Source organism: Aegicerativicinus sediminis (assembly GCF_015476115.1).
GTDB classification, from domain to species: Bacteria; Bacteroidota; Bacteroidia; order Flavobacteriales; family Flavobacteriaceae; genus Aegicerativicinus; species Aegicerativicinus sediminis.
The window spans coordinates 385,592-410,618 of sequence record NZ_CP064295.1 but is presented as its reverse complement, the minus strand read 5'-3'; the positions used below and the strand labels follow the sequence as shown (position 1 = coordinate 410,618).

The 25,027-nt window shown below is 37.3% G+C and carries 36 protein-coding genes; 33 read left to right on the top strand and 3 right to left on the bottom strand.

All coding sequences use genetic code 11. From position 1 onward, the window contains the following. Positions 1-56 precede the first annotated feature (56 nt). The 3 genes from ISU00_RS01890 to ISU00_RS01880 form a co-directional block, all read right to left on the bottom strand. Entirely contained in the window at positions 57-1,496 is a 1,440-nt protein-coding gene (locus tag ISU00_RS01890; protein WP_228852349.1) for a SusD/RagB family nutrient-binding outer membrane lipoprotein, read from the bottom strand. A 23-nt stretch (positions 1,497-1,519) separates the two neighbouring features. Next, the gene (locus tag ISU00_RS01885) at positions 1,520-4,690 is read right to left on the bottom strand and encodes a SusC/RagA family TonB-linked outer membrane protein (protein WP_228852348.1); all 3,171 of its coding nucleotides are present in this window, start codon (positions 4,688-4,690) and stop codon (positions 1,520-1,522) included. 100 nt (positions 4,691-4,790) lie between these two features. Further along, a complete protein-coding gene (locus ISU00_RS01880; protein ID WP_228852347.1) occupies positions 4,791-6,464 on the bottom strand; it encodes a POTRA domain-containing protein in 1,674 nt (557 codons plus the stop codon). A gap of 173 nt (positions 6,465-6,637) precedes the next feature. On the opposite strand from ISU00_RS01880, the gene rpsL reads away from it, so the two are divergent. The 33 genes from rpsL (at position 6,638) to carA (ending at position 24,935) form a co-directional block, all read left to right on the top strand. After that, positions 6,638-7,012, top strand: coding sequence for a 30S ribosomal protein S12 (gene rpsL, locus ISU00_RS01875; protein ID WP_228852346.1), 375 nt, complete (start codon positions 6,638-6,640; stop codon positions 7,010-7,012). A gap of 20 nt (positions 7,013-7,032) precedes the next feature. Continuing rightward, on the top strand, positions 7,033-7,509 hold the full coding sequence (gene rpsG, locus ISU00_RS01870; protein ID WP_228852345.1) for a 30S ribosomal protein S7: 477 nt from the start codon (positions 7,033-7,035) through the stop codon (positions 7,507-7,509). A gap of 6 nt (positions 7,510-7,515) precedes the next feature. After that, positions 7,516-9,645 (top strand): elongation factor G, encoded by a 2,130-nt coding sequence (gene fusA, locus ISU00_RS01865; protein WP_228852344.1) that lies wholly within the window; start codon positions 7,516-7,518, stop codon positions 9,643-9,645. 12 nt (positions 9,646-9,657) lie between these two features. Then, positions 9,658-9,963, top strand: a complete 306-nt coding sequence (gene rpsJ, locus ISU00_RS01860; RefSeq protein WP_228852343.1) for a 30S ribosomal protein S10 — start codon at positions 9,658-9,660, stop codon at positions 9,961-9,963. Between the two features lie 154 nt (positions 9,964-10,117). Beyond that, a complete protein-coding gene (gene rplC, locus ISU00_RS01855; protein ID WP_228852342.1) occupies positions 10,118-10,735 on the top strand; it encodes a 50S ribosomal protein L3 in 618 nt (205 codons plus the stop codon). Then, entirely contained in the window at positions 10,735-11,364 is a 630-nt protein-coding gene (rplD, locus tag ISU00_RS01850; RefSeq protein ID WP_228852341.1) for a 50S ribosomal protein L4, read from the top strand. The genes rplC and rplD overlap by 1 nt, the downstream gene beginning before the upstream one ends. Before the next feature lie 7 nt (positions 11,365-11,371). Further along, positions 11,372-11,662: a 50S ribosomal protein L23 gene (gene rplW, locus ISU00_RS01845; protein WP_228852340.1), complete on the top strand. Its 291-nt coding sequence runs from the start codon at positions 11,372-11,374 to the stop codon at positions 11,660-11,662. 10 nt (positions 11,663-11,672) lie between these two features. After that, on the top strand, positions 11,673-12,500 hold the full coding sequence (gene rplB / locus ISU00_RS01840; protein WP_228852339.1) for a 50S ribosomal protein L2: 828 nt from the start codon (positions 11,673-11,675) through the stop codon (positions 12,498-12,500). 10 nt (positions 12,501-12,510) lie between these two features. Beyond that, positions 12,511-12,789, top strand: coding sequence for a 30S ribosomal protein S19 (rpsS, locus tag ISU00_RS01835; RefSeq protein ID WP_228852338.1), 279 nt, complete (start codon positions 12,511-12,513; stop codon positions 12,787-12,789). Between the two features lie 5 nt (positions 12,790-12,794). Next, positions 12,795-13,202 carry a 50S ribosomal protein L22 gene (gene rplV, locus ISU00_RS01830; protein ID WP_228852337.1) on the top strand — a complete coding sequence of 136 codons (408 nt, stop codon included), beginning with the start codon at positions 12,795-12,797 and terminating at the stop codon, positions 13,200-13,202. Positions 13,203-13,211: 9 nt separating this feature from the next. Further along, a complete protein-coding gene (gene rpsC / locus ISU00_RS01825; protein ID WP_228852336.1) occupies positions 13,212-13,928 on the top strand; it encodes a 30S ribosomal protein S3 in 717 nt (238 codons plus the stop codon). 17 nt (positions 13,929-13,945) lie between these two features. Then, on the top strand, positions 13,946-14,371 hold the full coding sequence (rplP, locus tag ISU00_RS01820) for a 50S ribosomal protein L16 (protein ID WP_228852335.1): 426 nt from the start codon (positions 13,946-13,948) through the stop codon (positions 14,369-14,371). Between the two features lie 11 nt (positions 14,372-14,382). Beyond that, positions 14,383-14,574 carry a 50S ribosomal protein L29 gene (rpmC, locus tag ISU00_RS01815; protein WP_228852334.1) on the top strand — a complete coding sequence of 64 codons (192 nt, stop codon included), beginning with the start codon at positions 14,383-14,385 and terminating at the stop codon, positions 14,572-14,574. A 14-nt stretch (positions 14,575-14,588) separates the two neighbouring features. Continuing rightward, complete coding sequence (rpsQ, locus tag ISU00_RS01810) at positions 14,589-14,846, top strand: 30S ribosomal protein S17 (RefSeq protein ID WP_228852333.1); 258 nt, start codon at positions 14,589-14,591, stop codon at positions 14,844-14,846. Between the two features lie 2 nt (positions 14,847-14,848). Then, positions 14,849-15,217 (top strand): 50S ribosomal protein L14, encoded by a 369-nt coding sequence (rplN, locus tag ISU00_RS01805; protein WP_228852332.1) that lies wholly within the window; start codon positions 14,849-14,851, stop codon positions 15,215-15,217. An 11-nt stretch (positions 15,218-15,228) separates the two neighbouring features. Continuing rightward, positions 15,229-15,540 carry a 50S ribosomal protein L24 gene (gene rplX, locus ISU00_RS01800; protein WP_228852331.1) on the top strand — a complete coding sequence of 104 codons (312 nt, stop codon included), beginning with the start codon at positions 15,229-15,231 and terminating at the stop codon, positions 15,538-15,540. A 2-nt stretch (positions 15,541-15,542) separates the two neighbouring features. Further along, complete coding sequence (rplE, locus tag ISU00_RS01795; RefSeq protein ID WP_228852330.1) at positions 15,543-16,094, top strand: 50S ribosomal protein L5; 552 nt, start codon at positions 15,543-15,545, stop codon at positions 16,092-16,094. 1 nt (position 16,095) lies between these two features. Next, positions 16,096-16,365 (top strand): 30S ribosomal protein S14, encoded by a 270-nt coding sequence (rpsN, locus tag ISU00_RS01790; protein WP_228852329.1) that lies wholly within the window; start codon positions 16,096-16,098, stop codon positions 16,363-16,365. Between the two features lie 74 nt (positions 16,366-16,439). Next, on the top strand, positions 16,440-16,838 hold the full coding sequence (rpsH, locus tag ISU00_RS01785; RefSeq protein ID WP_228852328.1) for a 30S ribosomal protein S8: 399 nt from the start codon (positions 16,440-16,442) through the stop codon (positions 16,836-16,838). Positions 16,839-16,850: 12 nt separating this feature from the next. Next, positions 16,851-17,393, top strand: coding sequence for a 50S ribosomal protein L6 (gene rplF / locus ISU00_RS01780; protein WP_228852327.1), 543 nt, complete (start codon positions 16,851-16,853; stop codon positions 17,391-17,393). Positions 17,394-17,403: 10 nt separating this feature from the next. Continuing rightward, positions 17,404-17,760: a 50S ribosomal protein L18 gene (gene rplR, locus ISU00_RS01775; protein ID WP_228852326.1), complete on the top strand. Its 357-nt coding sequence runs from the start codon at positions 17,404-17,406 to the stop codon at positions 17,758-17,760. 6 nt (positions 17,761-17,766) lie between these two features. After that, positions 17,767-18,291 carry a 30S ribosomal protein S5 gene (gene rpsE, locus ISU00_RS01770; protein WP_228852325.1) on the top strand — a complete coding sequence of 175 codons (525 nt, stop codon included), beginning with the start codon at positions 17,767-17,769 and terminating at the stop codon, positions 18,289-18,291. A 12-nt stretch (positions 18,292-18,303) separates the two neighbouring features. Beyond that, positions 18,304-18,489, top strand: coding sequence for a 50S ribosomal protein L30 (gene rpmD, locus ISU00_RS01765; protein ID WP_228852324.1), 186 nt, complete (start codon positions 18,304-18,306; stop codon positions 18,487-18,489). A 12-nt stretch (positions 18,490-18,501) separates the two neighbouring features. Then, the gene (gene rplO, locus ISU00_RS01760) at positions 18,502-18,954 is read left to right on the top strand and encodes a 50S ribosomal protein L15 (RefSeq protein ID WP_228852323.1); all 453 of its coding nucleotides are present in this window, start codon (positions 18,502-18,504) and stop codon (positions 18,952-18,954) included. A 13-nt stretch (positions 18,955-18,967) separates the two neighbouring features. Further along, positions 18,968-20,317, top strand: a complete 1,350-nt coding sequence (gene secY / locus ISU00_RS01755; protein WP_228852322.1) for a preprotein translocase subunit SecY — start codon at positions 18,968-18,970, stop codon at positions 20,315-20,317. Positions 20,318-20,327: 10 nt separating this feature from the next. Further along, positions 20,328-20,543 carry a translation initiation factor IF-1 gene (gene infA / locus ISU00_RS01750; protein ID WP_028289261.1) on the top strand — a complete coding sequence of 72 codons (216 nt, stop codon included), beginning with the start codon at positions 20,328-20,330 and terminating at the stop codon, positions 20,541-20,543. Between the two features lie 4 nt (positions 20,544-20,547). After that, positions 20,548-20,664 (top strand): type B 50S ribosomal protein L36, encoded by a 117-nt coding sequence (gene ykgO, locus ISU00_RS01745; protein WP_228852321.1) that lies wholly within the window; start codon positions 20,548-20,550, stop codon positions 20,662-20,664. A gap of 2 nt (positions 20,665-20,666) precedes the next feature. Beyond that, positions 20,667-21,041 carry a 30S ribosomal protein S13 gene (gene rpsM / locus ISU00_RS01740; protein WP_228852320.1) on the top strand — a complete coding sequence of 125 codons (375 nt, stop codon included), beginning with the start codon at positions 20,667-20,669 and terminating at the stop codon, positions 21,039-21,041. A gap of 12 nt (positions 21,042-21,053) precedes the next feature. Beyond that, complete coding sequence (rpsK, locus tag ISU00_RS01735; RefSeq protein ID WP_228852319.1) at positions 21,054-21,437, top strand: 30S ribosomal protein S11; 384 nt, start codon at positions 21,054-21,056, stop codon at positions 21,435-21,437. Between the two features lie 104 nt (positions 21,438-21,541). Further along, on the top strand, positions 21,542-22,147 hold the full coding sequence (gene rpsD, locus ISU00_RS01730; protein WP_228852318.1) for a 30S ribosomal protein S4: 606 nt from the start codon (positions 21,542-21,544) through the stop codon (positions 22,145-22,147). 20 nt (positions 22,148-22,167) lie between these two features. Continuing rightward, entirely contained in the window at positions 22,168-23,160 is a 993-nt protein-coding gene (locus tag ISU00_RS01725) for a DNA-directed RNA polymerase subunit alpha (RefSeq protein WP_228852317.1), read from the top strand. A 32-nt stretch (positions 23,161-23,192) separates the two neighbouring features. Next, positions 23,193-23,699, top strand: a complete 507-nt coding sequence (gene rplQ, locus ISU00_RS01720; protein WP_228852316.1) for a 50S ribosomal protein L17 — start codon at positions 23,193-23,195, stop codon at positions 23,697-23,699. A gap of 111 nt (positions 23,700-23,810) precedes the next feature. Continuing rightward, positions 23,811-24,935 (top strand): glutamine-hydrolyzing carbamoyl-phosphate synthase small subunit, encoded by a 1,125-nt coding sequence (gene carA, locus ISU00_RS01715; protein ID WP_228852315.1) that lies wholly within the window; start codon positions 23,811-23,813, stop codon positions 24,933-24,935. Positions 24,936-25,027 lie beyond the last annotated feature (92 nt).

Below are 25,027 nucleotides of genomic sequence, written 5' to 3'. Positions count from 1 at the left end.
ATATAAAAAAAACCTGCTCAGCGAGCAGGTTTTTATACTTATTTTACCTTTTTGGATTACTCAAAAATCCAAAGAACGGTATTTAATGCATCAGCACCTTGAGCTGATATTGCAGCGTTATAATTTTCTTCGTTTAGCGCAGACGCTGTTGCAGCGTAAGCTTGTCTATCAGGAATACCTGTAGCATTACTTAGCATCTCAGCAGGAGGATCTAAAGGCATTTCGTAACCCATTGCCTTCATTCTTCTCCATTCTGCCCAAGACTCATATCCTTGTAAAAATAGTGATACCCATTTTTCATATCCAATATCATCTGGCCCAGTATAAGGATTTGCAGCAATATATGCAGCCGCGTCAGCCTCTGCAACACCCCATTGTTCCATGGAAGCTTCGATAGCATCTTCGTATAATGCAGATGCATCTTCATTGGTCCATCCTAGATGAGCTGCTTCAGCTCTGGCAAAAAGCACCTCAGAATATGTGAAGATGTATAGTGGAGCCGTTTGGTTATAAATGATGTCTTGAGTAATAAAAGAATAATCATCGGTAGCGTCATTTGCTTCTCCATAGAATGCACCAACAAAAGTTCCTGAATTAAATGCTGGCTCTGCCATTTGCTCTAATCTTGGATCTTCTGGAGCTACATCTGTACCACTTCCTATTAATGCATTAACGAAAACATCACTTACCATATAATCTCTCCTGAAATTTGGAGCTAAGAATCTGTCTTCCCATGGATTGTCATTATTTTCTTCAGCCAAGAAAGGATAATAGAAATTCTCTGAATTAGACATGATCTCATGTCCTAGGGCTTCATTAAACATTTGGCTTCCAAGAGTAGGATCTGCAGCAGATAATCTTAAGGCCATTACCATTTTTAAGGTTTGGGCAAAAGTTTCCCATCTACTCATATCACCTTCAAATAAATAATCACCATTAGGTCCTGCACCTGGTTCAATCATCCCAATAGCCATATCTAACTCATCAAACAAACCTTGGTAGATAGCTTGTTGAGAATCAAATTTTGGATATTGGATTTCTAATCCATTCAATGCTTCGGTATAAGGTAGCATTCCCCATCTATCAGTCATAGTATGGAAATAAAATGCTCTTAAGATTGTTGCAACTGCAATCTGGTTTTCATTAGATGCATTTCCTTGTGCTGCACTGGCACGGGTGCTTTCATCCGTATTCAAATCAATGATTTTTTGTAAATCACTTAAAGTAGAGTACCAACCAGAAAAATCCCAGTTTAGCGTTTGATATTGTGATTCCTCTGGGTACTGACCATTAGATAAATATTGAACGTACATGTTAGAAGTAGTCGCGCCAACATAGCCACTGATTGAGCCAAGAGTGTTGGCCATTAAACTACCTAAAACAGGATTACTAGGTTCATTCGGATTTTGGTTCAAATCTCCAAAATCCACATTCTCACAGCTAGTAGCGAAAAGCAAAACAGCCGAGAAAATGAAGGCAATTTTATTATATGTCATTTTCATATTTATAGCGTTTTTTATTAGAAAGTAATATTTAAGTTAATACCAATCGTCCTTGTGTTTGGTGATTGACCACCCTCAGTCCAGCCATAACCAGAAAGGGCGCTGTTATCTTCTAATTCTGACACATCAACTCCGTCTACAGCTGTATAAATTAGCCAAAGGTTATTGGCGAAAACACCTACATTTAATCCATCTATGAATGTATTTTCAATCCATTTCTTTGGAAATTCATAATCTAAACGTGCCTGACGTAACTTAACATAAGAAGCATCGTATAACCATCTTTCATGAAGTGCAAATAGACGTGCCCAATAGGTAACTGGATCTACATAGTAAGCTGCTGGATCACCTGTTGTTTCATCAACACCTTCAATTAATACACCACCTGAATCACTACCAACATTATTAGCATTAACTACAACACCGCTAACAACACCGGTACCCGTTACTGCATCCCTTACTGGATTGCCTAGAGCATTTGGTCCAACAGTTTCTATTCCTAGACCTGAATAAGCGTTAAACATTCTTGTTACAGAGAATACTTTCCCACCTTTTTGGAAATCGAAATCAAGACCTAATGAGAAATTCTTAAATTTCATGAAACTGGTTGCACCACCAGTAAAATCTGGTAAAAGATTTCCTAAGTATTGGTTGGTGTCATAACGTGGGTTACCGGTGCTTGAAAGGATAATATTACCGGCATCATCTCTACGGTATGCTCTACCATAAATTGCACCCCATTCTTCTCCTGCTCTCTCTTGAAGTTGAATTCCTCTCCAAGAAGTAGTTAAAACGTTTACATCGGTTCCATCTGCAATCTTATCTACGAAACGTTCAAGAGTTGCAAAATTTACGCTAAAATCCCAAAGGAAATCCTCTGTCTTAACCGGTACAAAGTTTAAAGTGGCCTCCCAACCTTTATACGTTTGTTTTCCTGAGTTTGTTTGAAATGATGTATAACCAGTTGCTGGATCTAATGATACACCTACTGGTAATTGGTCATCAACCCTGTTGAAATAAGTGACATCTAAACCAATCCTACTCTGCGCAAATTTCAATTCTGCACCAAATTCGTATTCTTGACGGACACCACCTATTAACTGTGGATTTGGTAATTGATTTCTAACAGATAATTTTCCATAACTACCATAAGGTACCCCAATTGAAAATGTTTCAGATAATTGGTATGGGCCAGGGAATAACGGTGCCTCCGCCATACTTGCTCTTAATTTACCAAAGGTAAGTATGTCGTTTTGAGGGAATAGCTTACTAAATATGAAACTTAACGATCCACCATAGGTCTCAACTCTGTTGTCTTCTGGGTTTGCAGTTGACTGCCAATCGAATCTGGCAGAACCGTCTAAAAATAGAATATCCTTGAAGCCAATAGAAGCTTTAGCAAATGTCGACTTTCTGTTAGTTTGTTGCTTATAGCTAGAAAGTGTAGGTCTATCTACAGAAGTATTTAAACTATAGAATCCTTCTGCTGTTAATCCACCCGCGGTGGATGCATTAATTGATTTATAGTTAGAATCGGCAATTTCAAATCCGATACTAGCTGCAAGGTCAAATGAGCTAGATAAATCTGTTTCGTAATTCAATATACCGAATATTTCATCAACACCTGAAGTGCTTTCGGCTTCTGAATAAAAAGGTTGTCCTAAACCACCAAAGGCAAATCTATTATTGCTTTCATATGCATTATAAGTCTTCCTTATCTCAACTGTTGCATTTAAGTCCTCAATTATGTCATATGTTAAACCAAATCTACCGTAAAATGCATTTTTGGTTTGAGGATTAAGGTTTAGCTCTGTAGTAAAATATGGGCTATCCCAATATAATGGTTGAATATTGGTTGGGCTGTTGAGGTTCCATGAATAAATATTTCCATTTCTTCTGAAGTTCTTTACCCTATCAATATCCAACTGTCTTTGCCACCATTGGTTAAAGTTGGATGAAATATTACCATAACCGTTGTCAGGATAATTTGACGTTCTTCTATCTTGATAATTAACGTTAGCAAAAGCAGTTAATTTCTCGCTTAAATTCATAGAGGCATTAATTGATCCTTGTACAGTATTTCTGTCAGAATTTGGCATTACACCTTTACGGTCGATTTTTGCCAATGATGCCCTGATTGAGTAATCTTCACCACCCTTTGCAAAAGTAATATTGGTGTTTGTAGTTAAACCAGTGTCAAAGAAATCTTTTACGTTGTCTGGGTTTGGAGAAAAAGGTCTAAGTTGACCAAACTCTGGGTCACCAGGAATCCAAGAATCCCAGTGTCTTACCAAGGTTCCATCCATTTTTGGTCCCCAGCTTTCATCAGCATAATATTCAACCATTAGCTGTCCATCGAAGGAAGCCCAATCAGCTGGATGCACAGAAGGATTGAATTCAAACACATTAAAATCTTGGGAATAACCACCACCATATTCATTTTGGTATTTAGGAAGTACATAGATATTCTCTACAGCTGTACTAACATTAACATTTATACTGCTCTGACCAGCAGCAGCAGATTTGGTAGTAATGATAATTACCCCAGATTTACCTTGAGGTCCATAAAGTGCAGTTGCAGCAGCACCTTTTAGAACAGACATATCAGCGATGTCTTCCGTAATGATATCTGAAGGGTTGTCTACTTTTATGTTGTCAACAATATAAAGTACACCTGTATCACCTCTTAAACGGATATTGGAATTGTTAAAACCAGAACTAGGAGCACCTTGAAATTGCACACCAGCTACCTTACCCGCTAAGGCATTATTAATATTAGTTTCACGAGATTTTACAAGAGTTTCACCTCCAACAGTTTGCTGGGCATAACCCAAGCTTTGTTTTTCTCGTTTAATACCAAAAGCGGTAACTACGACTTCATCAAGAAGGGCTGCATCCTCTTCCATAGTTACATTTATAGTATTAGATGCGCCAACAGTGGCACTAGCGGTTTTTAAGCCAACATAGGAAAAAACTAAAACCTCACCTGTCTGAGCTGAGATGGAATATTTACCATCAAAATCAGTTTGGGTTCCGTTTGTAGTTCCTTCTACAACGACATTAACACCGGGCAATGGTAAACCACTTTGGTCAACCACTGTACCTGTAATCGTTTTTTGTTGTGCAAACGACAAATGCACAATACACGCTAGGAATAGCGTGAGAATTCCACTAAACTTTGTTTTCATGCTTAAATTAATTTGAATTAGCCGCACCAAAAATGCTAATAAAAAGTTAAAAAAACAATAATAATTCTTTAAAATTATGCGTGCATAATTATGTGATTCTCTAAAATTGGGCTGAAAAATTGAGATGTATTTTAGAGTCAGACATTTCAATTCCTTGGGATCCGACCTTTGGAACTGCGTACAGAATCCTTAATAATCCTGAATTTGTTACAATTCCCAAACCAATACCAAATCCAAATATTTTTTCTTTAAGATCGATTATCTTATTTTCAAAATATCCGATGTCGATAATTGAATGTGCATAAAAATTATTGGTGAAGCGATATCTGTATTCTGTATTTATAACACCAAATAGGTTTGCTGCTATGCTATTTTCCTTAAAACCTCGAATAGATTGCATCCCTCCAAACCTAAATAATTCATTATCTAAATAACCATTGGAAATCAAATAATTTGAGTTTACCCCTGTAAAGATGCTATTGTTGTAATTAAGATCGAATATATAATGTCCCGTTATCCCAAGAATGTACTGCTCTGTTTTAATTTCATCTATTTTTCGATTTCCTAAACCAGCTGTTAATACCAGGTTAGATTTCAAAGGAAAAAGTTGATCTTGCCAATTATGATTATTGTAAGTGTAGTTAGTTCTAATAAAAAATGAATTAAAATCAGAAATGTTAATGGACGATGAACCCTGATTGAGTAAAGATTCTGAAATAATAGACTCTATACCTGATGTGATGATATGCTTAGGGGCAATTTGATATCCAATGTCTGCTTTTAAATTATTGGTTATAAACGTGGAATCTTTTTTAAAGAGTCGCAACCCGGCCTCGAGACTAAAGTTTGTGGCGAACAGATAGGGTAAAGAAACATCAGTTTTGAATGTCTTTTGTTCTAATTCATCACTCTTATATATAATGTTTATAGATTCTCCAAAATTGAGGTTGTTCAATAATCTCAAATCTAAATATCCATCTAGTTTTAATTTATTGGTGTTTTCATCCGTTCCAAATCCAATAAAACCATCGAATCGATTTGAAGAAGCTTTTTCTACATATATATATATGATAGTGGAATCTTTAGAAAATAGAACTTCAGGTTCTTTAGAGGTTTTTGCAAATCCTAAATGATCTATTCTTCTAACCTTCCGTAGTACATTTTTCTTATTATATATTTCTCCCGTTCGAATACCCACATAATTCTTCAAGTAACTTTTGGGGAAATTTGAATAACCTCTAACTTTTATTGCATTTATCTTTCTCGTTTCATCCCTGCTATCTTCAACCTCCACCCCTAAAATATTTTGGTCTATTTTTTTTAGATTTAGTAAACGCAAGGAATAAAAGGGTTTGCCCGATTGTGAAATTCTTTCAACTAAACCGTTAAGATACTCAGATAAAATTTCGGTTCTAATTGTTACACTGTCTTCATTTAATTGTTGCTTAAGTTCATTAGAAGCATTTATAAAATTTAGTTCTATAAATTTAACCCTGTTTCCCAATTTGAAGTTGGACTTATATATTGTATCATTTGCCTTTTTCAGGCCAGAATGCTGCAAGTCGAAATATCCCCTTTGCTTTAAGACTTGGACAATAGAATCGAAGGAGCCTTTTAATGCAGAAAAATTTGGATAATCTCGGCTTGTATAAATTGAATCTATTGCCTTTTTATCTACTGTGGAACCTTCTAATTGAAGCCAAACATTTTGTGCCCCTAATGAAGGGGTTATTATCCATATAATGATAGCAAATAGAATATGAAGCTTATTCAATTTTATAGCTCGAATTTTAATCGTGGCCCTCAAAAATACAGTTAATTGATTTTTGAGATGACTTTTATTCAAAATCCTTATAAAAATTCATTGTCAAGGATTTGAAAAATTGATATTTATTTCTACCTTTGCAGCCCTCTAAAGAGAGGGTTTTAAAATTATTATAGAAATATATGCCAACAATTTCACAATTAGTACGAAAAGGAAGAGCCAAAATAACCAAGAAGAGTAAATCGGCTGCTTTGGATTCGTGTCCACAAAGACGTGGGGTTTGTACGCGTGTATATACCACAACTCCGAAGAAACCAAACTCTGCAATGCGTAAAGTTGCAAGGGTAAGGTTGACTAACGGAAATGAGGTAAACGCATACATCCCAGGTGAAGGACATAACCTCCAAGAGCACTCGATAGTATTGGTTAGAGGTGGAAGGGTTAAAGACCTACCAGGTGTACGTTACCACATTGTTCGTGGTGCTTTGGATACCGCAGGTGTTCAAGGAAGAACTCAACGTAGATCTAAGTATGGTGCAAAACGCCCGAAGAAGTAATTAAACTTTAAGAAGAAGACATGAGAAAAAGACAAGCGAAGAAACGCCCGTTGTTGCCAGATCCACGTTTTAACGATCAGTTGGTAACACGTTTTGTGAATATGATGATGTGGGATGGGAAGAAGTCAGTTGCTTTTAAAGTGTTCTATGATGCCATTGATATCGTTGACGCTAAGAAAACAGATGATGAAAAAACTGCTTTAGAGCTTTGGAAAGATGCACTTTCAAATGTTATGCCACACGTTGAGGTTAGAAGCCGTCGTGTTGGTGGTGCAACTTTTCAAATTCCAATGCAAATTCGTCCAGACCGTAAAGTGTCAACTGCCATGAAGTGGTTGATCGGTTACTCACGAAAAAGAAATGAAAAATCAATGCCTCAGAAATTAGCTGCAGAAATTTTAGCTGCTGCTAAGGAAGAAGGTGCTGCTGTTAAAAAGCGTGTGGATACCCACAAAATGGCAGAAGCAAACAAAGCATTCTCACATTTCAGATTTTAATAGATAATGGCACAAAGAGATTTAAAATATACTAGAAATATAGGAATTGCAGCGCATATCGATGCTGGTAAAACAACAACTACAGAGCGTATCTTGTTTTATACCGGTGTTTCTCACAAAATAGGTGAGGTGCATGATGGTGCTGCTACTATGGACTGGATGGAGCAAGAGCAGGAGAGAGGTATTACCATTACTTCTGCAGCAACAACCTGTACCTGGAAATTCCCTAAAGAAAATGGTCAGCCTACTGCTGATGCTAAAGATTACCATTTTAATATTATCGACACTCCTGGTCACGTGGATTTTACTGTTGAGGTAAACCGTTCTTTACGTGTATTGGATGGTTTAGTTTTCTTGTTCTCTGCTGTTGATGGTGTTGAGCCTCAATCTGAGACCAACTGGAGACTTGCTGATAATTACAAAGTTCCTCGTATGGGCTTTGTAAATAAAATGGACCGCCAAGGATCTAATTTCTTGGGTGTTTGCCAACAAGTGAAGGATATGCTTGGCTCTAATGCAGTGCCAATTGTATTGCCTATTGGTGAAGAGATGGATTTTAAAGGAATTGTTGACTTGGTTAAAAACCGTGCTATTGTTTGGCACGAGGATAACTTCGGTTCTACTTTCGATGAAATCGATATTCCTGCAGATATGCAAGAAGAGGTTGATATGTATAGAGCTCAGTTGATTGAAGCTGTAGCCGAGTACGATGAAAACCTTATGGAGAAATTTTTCGAAGATGAATCTTCAATAACTGAAGATGAAATTCATGCCGCTTTAAGAGCAGCGGTTATGGATATGTCTATCATACCTATGGTTTGTGGTTCATCATTTAAGAATAAAGGTGTACAGTTCTTATTAGATGCTGTTTGTAGATACCTTCCTTCTCCTGTAGATAAGGATGCTATCGTTGGAACAAATCCTGATACTGAAGAGGAAGTTAAGCGTAAGCCTGATGTTACTGCTCCTTTTTCTGCATTAGCATTTAAGATCGCTACTGATCCTTTCGTTGGTCGTTTAGCTTTCTTCCGTGCTTATTCAGGTCATTTAGATGCAGGTTCTTATGTATTGAACACAAGATCTGGTAAGAAAGAGCGTATTTCCCGTATCTATCAAATGCACTCTAACAAGCAAAATGCAATTGAATATATTGAAGCTGGAGATATTGGAGCTGCTGTAGGTTTCAAGGACATTAAGACAGGTGATACACTATGTGATGAAAAACACCCAATCGTTCTTGAAAGTATGAACTTCCCTGATCCAGTAATTGGTATCGCTGTTGAGCCTAAAACTAAGGCTGACGTTGATAAATTGGGTATGGCTCTTGCTAAATTAGCTGAAGAAGATCCGACTTTTACTGTAAGAACGGATGAAGCTTCTGGCCAAACTATTATCTCTGGTATGGGTGAGCTTCACTTGGATATAATTGTTGACCGTTTAAGACGTGAGTTTAAAGTAGAGGTTAACCAAGGTCAACCACAAGTTGAATACAAAGAAGCTATTACAAGAACGGCTGAGCACAGAGAAGTTTATAAGAAACAATCTGGTGGTCGTGGTAAGTTTGCTGATATCGTATTTAAATTAGAACCAGCAGAAGAAGGTAAAACAGGTCTTGACTTCGTTTCTGAAATCAAAGGTGGTAACGTTCCTAAAGAATTTATTCCATCAGTAGAAAAAGGTTTCAAACAAGCAATGGTAAATGGTCCATTAGCTGGTTACGAAGTAGATTCTATGAAAGTTACTTTGTTAGATGGTTCTTACCATGATGTGGATTCTGACCAATTATCATTCGAATTGGCTGCCAAATTAGGATTTAGAGCTGCTGCAAAAGCCGCGAAAGCTGTAATTATGGAGCCTATCATGAAGTTGGAAGTTTTAACTCCTGAAGAAAACATGGGAGATATTGTTGGAGATTTAAACCGTCGTCGTGGTCAGGTAAATAATATGTCTGACCGTGCAGGTTCTAAAGTTATTAAGGCAGAAGTGCCATTATCTGAAATGTTCGGTTATGTAACGTCATTAAGAACATTGTCTTCAGGTCGTGCAACTTCTACTATGGAATTTTCACACTATGCCGAAACACCTTCAAATATTGCTGAAGAAGTGATTAAGGCTGCTAAAGGAGTTGAAGCTTAAACGGTAAAAGAAATGAGTCAAAAAATCAGAATAAAATTAAAATCATACGATCATAACTTGGTAGATAAATCTGCCGATAAAATCGTTAAAACTGTAAAGAATACTGGAGCTGTTGTAACTGGACCGATTCCATTACCAACACACAAAAGAATTTTTACAGTGTTACGGTCTCCTCACGTAAACAAAAAGAGTAGAGAGCAATTTCAGTTAAGTTCTTACAAGAGATTGTTAGATATCTACAGTTCTTCTTCTAAAACAATTGATGCGTTGATGAAGTTAGAATTGCCAAGTGGGGTTGAAGTAGAGATCAAGGTGTGATAAAACTTCTCTGCAAATAGGAGGGAAGACATGTCCGGAGCTGCGTGCAAAGGAAAAACGGTAAAAATACATTTCAGGGTTGAAAAGTATTTTGACCCTGAAATTTTTTAAATAAGTATAAACAACGGATCGTAAGATCCATAATTAAATTAGTATGTCTGGGTTAATAGGAAAAAAGATCGGTATGACCAGCATTTATGACGAGAATGGGAAAAACATCCCATGTACTGTTATTCAATGTGGGCCTTGTATCGTTACCCAAGTCAGAACCGAAGAGGTTGACGGGTACAGTGCTCTTCAACTTGGTTTCGATGACAAGGCAGAAAGAAGTGCTACAAAAGCTGAATTAGGTCACGCTAAGAAAGCCGGCACTACTGTGAAAACCAAAGTCGTAGAATTCCAAGGATTTGGAGAGGATTACAAATTAGGTGATGCCATCAATGTAGATCACTTTATAGAAGGTGAATTTGTTGATATTACAGGTGTTTCTAAAGGAAAAGGATTCCAAGGTGTTGTTAAAAGACATGGTTTCGGTGGTGTTGGTCAATCAACTCACGGTCAACATAACCGTTTAAGAGCTCCTGGTTCTATTGGTGCATCATCTTACCCTTCTCGAGTTTTCAAAGGAATGAGAATGGCCGGAAGAATGGGTGGTGAAAATGTTAAAGTAGAAAATTTAAGAGTTTACAAAGTTGTTCCAGAGAAAAATCTTTTAGTAGTAAAAGGTTGTGTTCCTGGTCATAAGAATTCTTATGTAATAATCGAGAAGTAATGAAAGTAGCGGTTATAGATATTAAAGGAAAAGATACAGGTAGAAAGATTGAACTTTCTGATGATGTGTTTGCTGTTGAGCCAAACAATCATGCTGTGTATCTAGACGTGAAGCAGTATTTGGCTAACCAGAGACAGGGTACCCATAAAGCTAAGGAAAAAGCTGAGATTACTGGAAGTACCCGTAAGCTTAAAAAGCAAAAGGGAACTGGTACCGCTAGAGCTGGTAGTATTAAATCTGGTGTGTTTAAAGGTGGAGGCCGTTTCTTTGGTCCAAGACCTCGCAATTATGGTTTCAAATTGAATAAGAACGTTAAGCGCTTAGCTCGTAAATCTGCTTTCAGTATCAAAGCAAATGAGGATGCAATCGTTGTTCTTGAAGATTTCAATTTTGATGCTCCTAAAACTAAAGATTTCAGGTCTGTTTTAAAGGCTTTAGAGCTAGACGGGAAAAAATCTTTGTTTGTGTTGGGTGCACAGAATAATAATGTATATTTGTCCGCACGTAATTTGGAAGGGTCTGAAGTTGTAACTAACTCAGAATTAAGTACTTACAAAATTATGAATGCCAACAAAGTTGTGCTTGTTGAGAGCGCGCTAGAAGGAATTGTATCGAATTTAAGTAATTAAGAAGGTCATGAGTATTCTAATTAAACCTATAATCACCGAAAAAGCTACCGCAGATAGCGAATTGAGAAACTGCTATAGCTTCGAAGTTGATACAAAGGCGAACAAGTTGGAAATAAAGCAAGCAGTTGAGTCTGCTTATGGCGTTTCTGTTGAAAAAGTTCGAACTGTAAATGTCCGCCCAGACAGAAAGACCCGTTACACGAGATCGGGTGTTCAGCACGGGAAAACAAGTGCCGTTAAAAAGGCATTCGTTCAATTGGCGGAAGGAGAGATGATCGATTTATACGCTAATATGTAATTAGACTAAGATGTCAGTAAGAAAATTAAAACCGATTACATCGGCCCAGCGTTTTAGAGTTGTTAATGGGTTTGACGCCATTACAACTGATAAGCCGGAGAAAAGTTTATTAGCTCCGAAGAAGAGGTCTGGTGGTAGAAACAGTCAAGGAAAAATGACCATGCGCTACATTGGTGGTGGTCATAAAAAGAAGTATCGTATAATCGACTTCAAGAGAACCAAATATGATTCTCCTGCTGAAGTTATGACCATTGAATACGATCCTAACAGAAGTGCATTTATCGCATTGGTTCAGTATGCAGATGGAGAAAAGAGTTATGTGATTGCACAGAATGGATTACAAGTGGGTCAGACGATTACTTCTGGTCGTGAAGGTGTTGCTCCCGAAATAGGGAATGCTATGCCTTTAAGCCAAATTCCTCTTGGTACTATCATTAGCTGTATAGAATTACGTCCTGGACAAGGTGCTATTATGGCACGTTCTGCTGGTGCATTTGCCCAGTTAATGGCGAGAGATGGAAAATTTGCAACTGTTAAGCTTCCTTCTGGTGAAACTAGATTGATTCTTGCAGAATGTATGGCCACTATTGGAGTTGTTTCTAACTCAGACCATCAGTTGATCGTATCAGGTAAAGCTGGTAGAAATAGATGGTTAGGTAGAAGACCAAGAACTAGAGCTGTTGTTATGAACCCTGTTGATCACCCAATGGGTGGTGGTGAAGGTAGGGCTTCCGGAGGTCATCCAAGATCTCGTAAAGGTATTCCTGCTAAAGGTTATAGAACAAGGTCTAAAACCAAAGCTAGTAATAAGTATATCGTAGAACGTAGAAAGAAATAATTGAAATAGTATGGCACGTTCATTAAAGAAAGGACCTTACATCCATTATAAATTAGACAAGAAAGTTGCGGAAAATGTAGCTGCTAATAAGAAGACTGTTATCAAAACTTGGTCTAGAGCATCTATGATTACACCAGACTTTGTCGGTCAGACGATTGCAGTTCATAATGGTCGTCAATTCGTTCCAGTTTACATCACTGAGAACATGGTAGGTCATAAACTTGGAGAATTTTCACCGACGCGTTCCTTCAGAGGACACGCAGGTGCTAAAAATAAAGGTAAAAAATAAGAGCAATGGGAAGTCGTAAAAAGGAAATGGCTGAAGCTAGAAAGGCTGAGAAGAAGCAGATTGCTTTTGCAAAGCTGAACAATTGTCCTACCTCGCCAAGAAAGATGCGTATTGTCGCTGATTTGGTAAGAGGTGAAAAGGCAGAAAAAGCTCTTCAAATCTTGAAGTATAGCCAAAAGGAAGCTGCTAGTAGATTAGAAAAATTGGTTCTATCTGCTGTTGCTAACTGGCAAGCTAAAAACGAAGATGCCAATATAGAAGAAGCTGATTTATTCATTCAAGAAATTAGAGTGGATGGTGGAACTATGTTGAAAAGATTACGCCCTGCACCACAGGGTCGTGCACACAGAATTAGAAAACGTTCCAATCACGTAACTGTGGTTATAGGATCATTAAATAACGCACAAAGCTAAGATAGAAGTATGGGACAGAAGACAAATCCAATCGGAAATCGTTTAGGTATCATCAGAGGATGGGAATCCAACTGGTATGGTGGGGATGACTATGGAGATAAGTTGGCTGAAGACGATAAGATTAGAAAGTACATACATGCTCGTCTTTCTAAAGCTAGTGTGTCTAGGGTTATTATTGAGCGAACCCTTAAACTTGTAACCGTTACTATCACTACTGCTAGACCTGGTATTATTATCGGTAAAGGTGGACAAGAGGTAGACAAGTTGAAAGAAGAGCTTAAGAAATTAACCGATAAAGAGGTTCAGTTAAACATCTTTGAAATTAAGAGACCTGAACTAGATGCGTTTTTAGTAGCGTCAAGTGTTGCACGTCAAATTGAAAATAGAATTTCATACAGACGGGCTATCAAAATGGCTATTGCTGCTGCTATACGTATGAATGCTGAAGGAATAAAGATTGAAATCAGTGGTCGTTTGAATGGTGCTGAGATGGCACGTTCTGAGCACTACAAAGAAGGTCGTATTCCTTTATCAACATTTAGAGCTGATATCGACTATGCTTTGGTTGAAGCCCACACTACTTACGGTAGATTAGGTATCAAAGTATGGATCATGAAAGGTGAAGTTTACGGTAAGAGAGAACTTTCTCCCCTAGTTGGCTTGTCTAAGAACAAAGGTAAATCTACTGGACGCGGTGGTTCTGAAAAGAGACGTCGTAGAAAGTAATTAAAAGTTAAGGAACAATGTTACAGCCTAAAAGAACAAAATTTCGCAAGATGCAAAAAGGCCGCATGAAGGGTAACTCCAATCGTGGTCATGTGTTATCTAACGGAACTTTCGGAATAAAGTCATTGGACTCTCAATTTATCACTGCTAGACAAATAGAAGCAGCACGTATTGCAGCAACGCGTTACATGAAAAGGGAGGGTTCCATTTGGATCAAGATTTTTCCAGACAAACCAATTACCAAAAAGCCTCTTGAGGTACGTATGGGTAAAGGTAAGGGTGCCGTAGAATATTGGGTAGCCGTTGTAAAACCTGGTAGAATTCTTTTTGAAATCGGAGGAGTGCCATTAGAAACTGCAAAGGAAGCTTTGCGTTTAGCAGCCCAAAAATTACCAGTAAAAACTAAATTCGTCATAGCTCGCGATTACGAATTCGAAGCTTAATAACAGATATTATGAAGCAAGCAGAAATTACAAAGTTGTCAACAGCGGATTTACAGGAGAAACTTAGTGAAACTAAGAGAAGCTATGCCGATTTAAAAATGGCACACGCAATTTCACCTTTAGAGAACCCAATCCAATTACGTACTGTTAGACGTACCGTAGCAAGATTGGCCACAGAGTTAACTAAAAGAGAATTACAATAGTAGTCCGCGGAAAGATGGAAAACAGAAATTTAAGAAAAGAACGTATAGGTGTTGTTACCAGCAACAAAATGCAGAAATCAATCGTGGTCTCTGAGGTTAAAAAGGTAAAACACCCGATGTATGGTAAGTTCGTTTTGAAAACAAAGAAATATGTTGCTCACGACGAAACCAACGACTGTAACATTGGAGATACTGTTAGGATTATGGAAACTCGTCCTATGAGTAAATCTAAATGTTGGAGATTAGTAGAAATTATTGAAAGAGCTAAGTAATCATGATACAACAAGAAAGTAGACTTAAGGTTGCTGACAACACTGGTGCTAAGGAAGTGTTGACCATCCGTGTATTGGGTGGAACAAAAAAGCGTTATGCTAGCATTGGAGACAAAATAGTAGTATCTGTTAAAGATGCCACTCCAAACGGAAACATTAAAAAAGGTGCCGTATCTACAGCAGTTGTTGTGCGCACGGTAAAGGAGGTTCGTCGTCCAGACGGTTCTTACATCAGATTTGATGACAACGCTTGTGTATTGTTGAATCCGGCAGGTGAAATGAGAGGAACTCGTGTATTTGGTCCTGTTGCAAGAGAACTTAGAGATAAGCAATTCATGAAAATTGTATCATTAGCACCTGAGGTGCTTTAATGAAAATTAAGATGGCAAAGTTTAAAATAAAATCAGGAGATACAGTACAAGTTATTGCCGGTGACCATAAGGGTTCTGAAGGCAAAGTTCTTAAAATCTTCAAGGATAAAGATAAAGCCTTGGTTGAAGGGGTTAATATTGTGAAAAAACACAATAAGCCTAGTGCACAAAATCCTCAAGGTGGAATCGTAGAAAAAGAAGCGCCAATCCACATTTCAAATCTTTCTTTATTAAACAAGAAAGGTGAAACCACAAGAGTTGGTTATAAAATGGAAGGCGATAAGAAGGTGCGTTATTCTAAAAAATCAAACGAAGTAATTTAGTTATGGCTTACACACCAAGATTAAAGAAAGAGTTTAATGAGAGAATTGTCTCAGCTCTTACAAAGGAGTTCGGATATAAGAACGTAATGCAAGTGCCTAAACTTAAGAAAATAGTTATTTCCAAAGGTGTTGGTGCAGCTGTAGCCGATAAGAAATTAATTGATCACGCTGTTGATGAATTAACAACCATATCTGGTCAGAAAGCTGTTGCTACTATCTCTAAGAAAGACGTTGCTTCGTTTAAGTTGCGTAAAGGAATGCCAATCGGTGCGAAGGTTACTCTTCGTGGAGAGCAGATGTATGAATTTTTAGATAGATTAATTACTGCGGCTCTTCCTCGTGTTAGAGACTTTAACGGTATTAAGGCAACTGGTTTTGATGGTAGAGGAAACTATAACTTAGGTATTACAGAACAAATTATTTTTCCAGAAATTGATATAGATAAGATCAATAGAATTTCTGGAATGGATATTACCTTCGTTACTTCTGCAGAAACAGACAAAGAAGCACAATCATTATTACAAGAATTAGGATTACCATTTAAAAAGAATTAATATGGCTAAAGAATCAATGAAAGCCCGTGAGGTTAAAAGAGCAAAATTGGCAGCTAAATATGCAGAGAAACGTAAGGCTTTAAAAGAAGCTGGAGACTACGATGCATTACAAAAGTTACCTAAAAATGCTTCTCCTGTACGTCAACACAATAGGTGTAAACTTACAGGTAGACCAAAAGGGTACATGAGAGTTTTTGGAATTTCTCGTGTTATGTTTCGCCAAATGGCTAACCAAGGTTTAATACCTGGTGTTACTAAAGCTAGCTGGTAATCCAAAGATAAAAAAGTATGAACTGGTTTCAGGTTTGGCATTAGGCCGAAAACCGTTACCGCAATTATATAACTATGTACACAGATCCAATAGCGGATTATTTAACAAGAGTTAGAAATGCCGTAAAGGCAAATCACAGGGTAGTTGAAATCCCTGCTTCTAACTTGAAAAAAGAGATAACCAAGATATTATTCGATCAAGGATATATCTTGAGTTATAAATTCGACGATTCTACTTCTCAAGGTACAATCAAAATTGCTCTGAAATTTAACAAAGAGACTAAAGAGCCTGTGATTAAGAAAATCGTTAGAGTTAGTAAACCAGGTTTACGTAAGTATGCTGGCGCCAAAGAAATGCCAAGAGTTCTTAATGGCCTTGGTATTGCGATTGTCTCAACTTCTCACGGTGTATTAACCGGAAAACAAGCTGAGAGAGAAAATGTTGGTGGTGAAGTATTGTGTTACGTTTACTAAAAAGTAGGAGATATGTCTAGAATAGGAAAAAATCCAGTAGCAATCCCTCAAGGGGTAACCGTAGAAGTAAAAGACAATACCATTGTTGTAAAAGGGAAAATGGGTGAATTGACTCAAGATTTCTCTGGAGTTGATGTTAAGGTCGAGGATGGTAATGTACAGATAGAACGCCCAAGCGATAGCAAGGAGCATAAGGCAAAGCATGGTCTTTATAGAGCTTTGGTTAACAATATGATTAAAGGTGTTTCTGAAGGGTGGACCAAACAATTAGAATTGGTTGGTGTTGGATACAGGGCTTCTAACCAAGGACAAAAATTAGACTTGGCTTTAGGTTTCTCTCACAACATCGTCTTAGATTTGGCCCCTGAGGTTAAAGTAGAGACTATTACAGAAAAAGGTAAGAACCCAATCGTAAAACTTACTTCCCATGATAAGCAATTGGTAGGACAAGTTGCTGCAAAAATCAGATCCTTCCGTAAGCCAGAGCCTTACAAAGGAAAAGGAATTAAGTTCGTAGGTGAGCAATTAAGAAGAAAAGCAGGTAAATCAGCTTAATAGTAAGATCATGGCATTAACGAAGAACGAAAAAAGAAGGAGAATACAAAACCGAATTAGAAAGGTTGTATCTGGTACTGACGCTAGACCAAGATTATCTGTATTCAGAAGTAATAAAGAAATTTATGCTCAAATCGTTGATGATGTAAATGGTAAAACTATTACCGCTGCATCCTCAAGAGATAAAGAAGTGAGTTCTGAAAAAGGAACTAAAAGTGAGATTGCTACTCAAGTAGGCAAATTGATTGCTGAAAAAGCACTTAAGGCTGGTATCGAAACGGTTTCTTTTGATAGAGGCGGATATCAATACCACGGAAGAGTTAAATCATTGGCTGAAGGCGCTAGAGAAGGCGGTCTAAAATTTTAAGAAATCATGTATCAGAAATACAAAAACGCAGAGTTAGTAAAACCAAGTGGAATTGATTTAAAAGACCGTTTGGTTGGTGTACAAAGAGTTACGAAAGTTACCAAGGGTGGTAGAGCTTTTGGTTTCTCGGCCATCGTGGTGGTTGGTGATGAAGCTGGTGTTGTAGGACATGGCCTAGGGAAATCAAAGGATGTTGCTACTGCAATTGCAAAAGCTGTCGAGGATGCTAAGAAGAATTTGGTTAGAATTCCTATCCAAAAAGGAACTGTACCTCATGAGCAAAAAGGTAAATATGGTGGAGCTAGAGTAGCTATTATTCCTGCTGCTCCTGGTACCGGTGTAATTGCTGGTGGTGCAGTAAGAACAGTTTTGGAAGCTGTTGGTGTACATGACGTTCTTTCAAAATCTCAAGGATCTTCTAACCCACATAACGTTGTAAAGGCTACTTTTGATGCCTTGTTACAATTAAGGGATGCACAGACTGTTGCAAAAGACAGAGGAATTTCTTTAGATAAATTGTATAACGGATAATTCTAGGGAATCATGGCAAAGAAGATAAAAGTAACTAAAGTAAGAAGTGCAATCAACCGTACTCAGACTCAAAAAAGAATCTTAGAATCTTTAGGTCTTAGAAAAATCGGTCAGGTTGTGGAGCACGACGCCACTCCAAGTATTCTTGGTATGGTTAATAAGGTTGAACATTTAGTTTCTGTTGAAGAAACAAAGTAATAACGATACAAAATGGATTTAAGTAACTTAAAACCAGCTGATGGTTCTGTTAAAGGCCAAGGTAAAAGAGTAGGTAGAGGACAAGGTTCCGGTAAAGGTGGAACCGCTACAAGAGGTCACAAAGGTGCCAAGTCAAGATCAGGTTATTCTAAAAAGATTGGTTTTGAAGGTGGACAAATGCCGTTGCAAAGGCGTGTTCCTAAATTTGGATTTAATAATATTAACAGAGTTTCTTATCAAGGAGTTAATGTTGACACCCTTCAGAAATTAGTTGATGAAAATAAATTGAAAGACACTGTTTCTGTTGATGATCTTATTCAGCTTGGCCTAGCTAGCAAAAATGATTTGGTTAAGATTTTAGGTCGCGGTGAATTAAAAGCCTCATTAAAAATTTCTGCCCATAAATTTACAGCCTCTGCAAAAGAAGCAATTGAAAAGGCAGGAGGAGAAGCGGTAGAAATTTAACATCAACCTACGGATGAAATTTATAGACACTATTAAGAACATTTGGAAAATAACCGAGCTTAAGGATCGTATCATCCTTACTCTCGGATTATTATTGGTTTACAGATTCGGCGCACAAGTCGTTCTACCTGGAATTGATGCTAGTAAGCTAGGTGGTTTAGCAGCGGGTGCACAAGACGGTATCTTAGGGATACTTAATATGTTCACCGGTGGAGCCTTTGCTAACGCATCAGTTTTTGCATTAGGAATTATGCCTTATATCTCTGCATCTATCGTGGTACAGTTGATGGGTATTGCAATTCCTTACCTGCAAAAGTTACAGAAGGAAGGTGAAAGCGGCCGTAAGAAAATCAACCAAATAACACGTTGGTTAACAATTGGAATATGTTTGGTACAAGCTCCAGGGTATTTGGCTAGTTTGCAGCCTGTATTTGGTATACCAAGTGAGGCCTTTTTATTAGGAACCGGCGGATTGTTTTATGTTTCATCTATAATCATCTTAGTAACTGGCTGTATTTTTGCGATGTGGCTAGGTGAAAAGATTACTGACAAAGGAATTGGTAATGGTATCTCACTACTTATAATGGTAGGAATTATTGCTAGATTACCTCAATCGTTTGTACAAAATGCTGCTTCTAGATTAGACGGTGGCGGAAACGGTGGTCTTATGATGATTTTGATTGAACTAGTAATTTGGTTTGTGATTATTCTAGCTTCTGTTATGTTAGTAATGGCAGTTAGAAAAATCATGGTTCAGTATGCAAGAAGAACTGCTTCTGGTGGATACGAAAGAAACGTATTCGGTTCTAGACAGTTTTTACCATTGAAATTAAATGCATCGGGAGTTATGCCAATTATCTTTGCACAAGCAATTATGTTTGTTCCTAGTTTGATAGGAAAGACTTTTGGTTCTTCGGATGCCGGACAATGGATGCAGGCCCAATTTTCTGACATATTCGGATTTTGGTACAATTTAGTTTTTGCTTTATTGATTATTGTATTTACATATTTCTATACCGCGATTACAGTACCAACAAACAAAATGGCTGATGATTTAAAGAGAAGCGGAGGTTTTATCCCTGGCATTCGCCCTGGCACCGAAACATCTGAATATCTCGATAGGATTATGTCTCAAATTACATTACCTGGATCTATATTTTTGGCATTGATTGCGGTGTTCCCTGCAATAATTGTTAAGTTGATGGATGTTCAGGCGGGATGGGCGTTGTTCTTTGGTGGTACTTCACTATTAATTATGGTGGGGGTTGCTATAGATACGATGCAACAGGTTAACTCGTATTTGTTGAATAAGCATTACGACGGTTTGATGAAAACTGGTAAAAACAGAAAAGCAGTAGCTTAAAAATTATATTATGGCAAAACAAGCAGCTATAGAACAAGACGGAACAATTATAGAAGCATTATCAAATGCCATGTTTAGGGTAGAATTGGAAAATGGGCATATAGTTACCGCTCATATATCTGGTAAGATGCGTATGCACTATATAAAACTTCTACCTGGAGATAAAGTAAAATTAGAAATGAGTCCTTACGATCTTTCTAAGGCTCGTATAACTTATAGATACTAATAAGATGAAAGTAAGAGCATCAGTAAAAAAGCGCAGCGCCGAATGTAAATTGGTTCGTCGCAAAGGCAGACTTTATGTGATTAACAAAAAGAATCCTAAATTCAAACAAAGACAAGGATAATTATGGCAAGAATTGCAGGGGTTGATATACCAAAACAAAAGCGAGGTGCTATCGCGTTAACCTATATCTTCGGTATAGGTAAAAGTAGAGCTCAAGAGATCTTGGCTGCTGCTGAAGTAAATGAAGATACCAAAGTAGAAGATTGGACAGATGATGAAATCGGAAGAATTCGTGATGCTGTATCTTCTTTTACTATTGAAGGTGAATTACGTTCTGAAATTCAATTGAACATTAAGCGTTTAATGGATATTGGATGTTATAGAGGAATTCGTCATAGAGCTGGTTTGCCTTTAAGAGGACAACGCACTAAGAACAACTCCAGAACTAGAAAAGGTAAGAGAAAAACTGTTGCTAACAAGAAAAAAGCGACTAAATAATAATTAGTAACTATGGCAAAGGCAAGTACTAAAAAACGCAAAGTAATAGTAGATGCAATTGGTGAGGCACACGTTACAGCTTCATTTAATAACATCATTATTTCCCTAACAAACAAAAAGGGAGAAGTTGTTGCATGGTCATCTGCAGGAAAAATGGGTTTTAGAGGTTCTAAGAAAAACACTCCTTATGCAGCTCAATTAGCGGCGGAAGATGCAGCTGGTGTAGCTAAGGAGGCTGGGTTAAAGAAGGTGAAAGTTTATGTTAAAGGTCCTGGAAATGGTAGAGAGTCAGCAATTCGCTCTATTCATAATGCAGGTATCGAGGTTTCTGAAATCATCGATGTAACTCCGCTTCCACACAATGGTTGTAGACCACCTAAAAGAAGAAGAGTTTAATAATCACAAAATTTAATTACGTATAACCAAAGAGGGAATTCGATTTATCGAAGGATATAAGATTTAGACCTTAATTCATAAATCCCCTCAATTTAAACTTTAATATGGCAAGATATACTGGTCCTAAAACAAAGATAGCCCGAAAATTTGGTGAGGCTATTTATGGAGACGATAAGGCTTTCGAAAAAAGAAATTATCCTCCAGGTCAACACGGCATTAATAAGCGTCGTGGCAAAAAGTCTGAATACGCAATCCAGTTAATGGAGAAGCAAAAAGCTAAATATACCTATGGTATCCTTGAGCGTCAATTCAGAAACATGTTCAAAAAAGCAACTGCAGCTCCTGGTATTACCGGTGAAGTTCTTTTGCAATTGTGTGAGTCTAGACTAGACAACGTTGCTTATAGAATGGGCTTGGCTCCATCTAGAAGCGGTGCAAGACAATTAGTTTCCCACAGACACATTACTGTTAATGGTGAAGTGGTAAACATTCCTTCTTACATTTTGAAAGCTGGTGATGTTGTAGGCGTAAGAGAAAAGTCTAAGTCTTTGGAAGCTATCCAAAGTTCATTAGCAAATGCTAGCCAAGTATACGAGTGGATCACTTGGAATAAGGATAAAATGGAAGGTACTTATGTATCTGTGCCAGAAAGAATCCAAATTCCAGAAAAGATCAACGAACAATTTATAGTGGAATTATACTCTAAATAATAACTGATACACAACACAATATGGCTATATTAAATTTTCAAAAGCCCGATAAGGTAATCATGATTGATTCAACTGATTTCGAAGGTAAATTCGAATTCAGGCCATTAGAACCAGGTTATGGTTTAACGGTAGGTAATGCTCTAAGACGTGTGCTTTTGTCTTCTTTGGAAGGTTTCGCGATTACATCAGTTAGAATTGAGGGTGTTGACCACGAATTTTCAACTATTTCTGGCGTTGTTGAAGACGTAACGGAAATTATTTTGAACCTTAAGCAAATTAGATTCAAACGTCAAATCGATGAAATAGATAACGAATCTGTTTCAATCTCTATATCTGGACAAGACCAAATCGTTGCTGGTGATTTCCAAAAATTCATTTCTGGATTCCAAGTATTGAACAAAGATCTTGTTATCTGTAACCTAGATCCTAAAGTGAGCGTTAATTTAGAAATAACAATCGAAAAAGGTCGTGGTTATGTTCCTGCTGAAGAAAACAAAAAATCTTCTGCACCTATTGGAACCATTTTTACTGATTCTATCTATACTCCTATTAAAAATGTGAAGTATAGCATTGAGAATTATCGTGTTGAGCAAAAAACCGATTACGAAAAATTGGTTTTTGAAATTATTAGTGATGGATCAATTCATCCTAAAGATGCTTTAACCGAAGCTGCTAAGATTCTTATTCATCATTTTATGTTGTTCTCAGATGAGCGTATCACCCTTGAGGCTGATGAGATTGCTCAGACTGAAACTTATGATGAGGAGTCACTGCACATGAGACAATTGCTTAAAACTAAATTAGTTGATATGGATCTTTCTGTTAGAGCTTTGAACTGTTTGAAAGCTGCAGAAGTTGATACTCTTGGTGATTTGGTTTCCTTCAACAAAAATGATTTGATGAAGTTTAGAAATTTCGGAAAGAAATCTTTAACTGAGTTGGAAGAACTTGTAAGTGTTAAAGGCTTGAGTTTCGGAATGGATTTAAGTAAATATAAGTTAGATAAGGACTAGGCGATTAATCGTTTAGCGAAAGATATAATGCAATGAGACACGGAAAGAAAATTAATCACTTAGGCAGAAAGACTGCTCATAGAAAATCAATGTTGGCCAATATGGCTTGTTCATTGATTGAGCATAAGCGCATCAATACCACCTTGGCAAAGGCAAAGGCTCTTAAACAATTTGTTGAGCCAATGATTACAAAATCTAAAGATGACACTACGCACAACCGTAGAATTGTTTTTAGTCGTCTTAGACAAAAGGAGGCTGTAACTGAACTTTTTAGAGATGTTGCTGCAAAGGTGGGAGATAGACCTGGAGGTTATACTAGAATCATTAAATTAGGAAACCGTTTGGGTGATAACGCTGAAATGGCAATGATTGAGCTTGTAGATTATAATGAATTATACAATGCAAGCAAGCCAGAGAAGAAGTCAACTCGAAGGAGTAGAAGAGGAGGAGGTAAATCCAGCACTGCTGCTCCAGTTGCAACGGAAACGAAAGCAGCTGAATCTAAATCAGAAACTAAAGCTTCAAACGAGGAAGAGTAAAATGATTAGATTACAATATTTATTAAAGGGATTTGCTTTTTAGCAAATCCCTTTTTTTTAATTCATCTATAATATTTTAATATTGCAAAACCGTATTATCACACATTAATTATGAAGTACACAAAAAGAGATAAAGCCCTTATCTTATTAGAAGATGGAACTATTTTTTACGGAAAATCAATAGGTAAAAAAGGATCAGCGTTTGGTGAAGTTTGTTTTAATACCGGTACAACTGGATATCAAGAAATTTTCACCGATCCTTCTTACTTTGGCCAAATTATGGTTACCACCAATGCACATATTGGGAACTATGGAACCATGGAATCTGAAGTTGAATCCGATTCTGTTAAAATTGCTGGATTGGTTTGCCGTAATTTTAGTTTTACTTACTCTAGACCTTCAGCGGATGCATCCTTGGAAGAATTCTTCGAGAAGAATAAACTATTTGCAATTTCAGATGTTGATACTAGGGCTTTGGTTAGTCATATCAGAGAACATGGTGCGATGAATGCAGTTATCTCTACAGATGTTGATGATATCGATGGATTGAAGGAGCAATTGTCTAAAATTCCTAATATGAAAGGGCTGGAATTGGCCTCTAAAGTTTCTACCAATGAACCATATTTTTATGGAGACGAAAATGCTACCTACAAAATTGCGGCTTTAGATTTAGGAATTAAAAAGAACATTCTTAGAAATTTTTCTAAAAGAGATGTTTATATAAAGGTATTTCCATTCGATTCAACCTTTGAAGAAATGGAAGCATGGAATCCTGATGGATATTTCCTTTCCAATGGACCTGGGGATCCAGAACCATTGGATCAAGCCCAGGCTGTTGCTAAAAAAGTGATAGAAAAAGGCCTTCCTCTTTTTGGTATTTGTTTGGGGCATCAAATAATAGGTCTCGCTAATGGTATTTCAACATATAAAATGCATCATGGACATAGGGGAATCAACCACCCTATTATGAACCTTGAAACAGGAAAGGGTGAGATTACATCCCAAAATCATGGTTTCTCCATTAATAGAGAAGAAACGGAAAATCATCCTGATATAAAAATTACCCATGTTCATTTAAATGACCAAACTGTAGCGGGAATAAGAATGAAAAACAAGCCCGTTTTTTCAGTCCAATACCATCCGGAGGCTAGTCCTGGTCCTCACGATGCTTCATACTTGTTCGATGAATTTCTTGAAACAATTAAGAAGCATTCAAATAGTTCGGTAACCTCTTAAAGTCGTTTTTTGCTTATTTAATTTTAACATTTTTAAGTAGAAAGGATAGGTTAATTCGTAAATTTGTGCTTTCTAAATAATTAACCATAAAA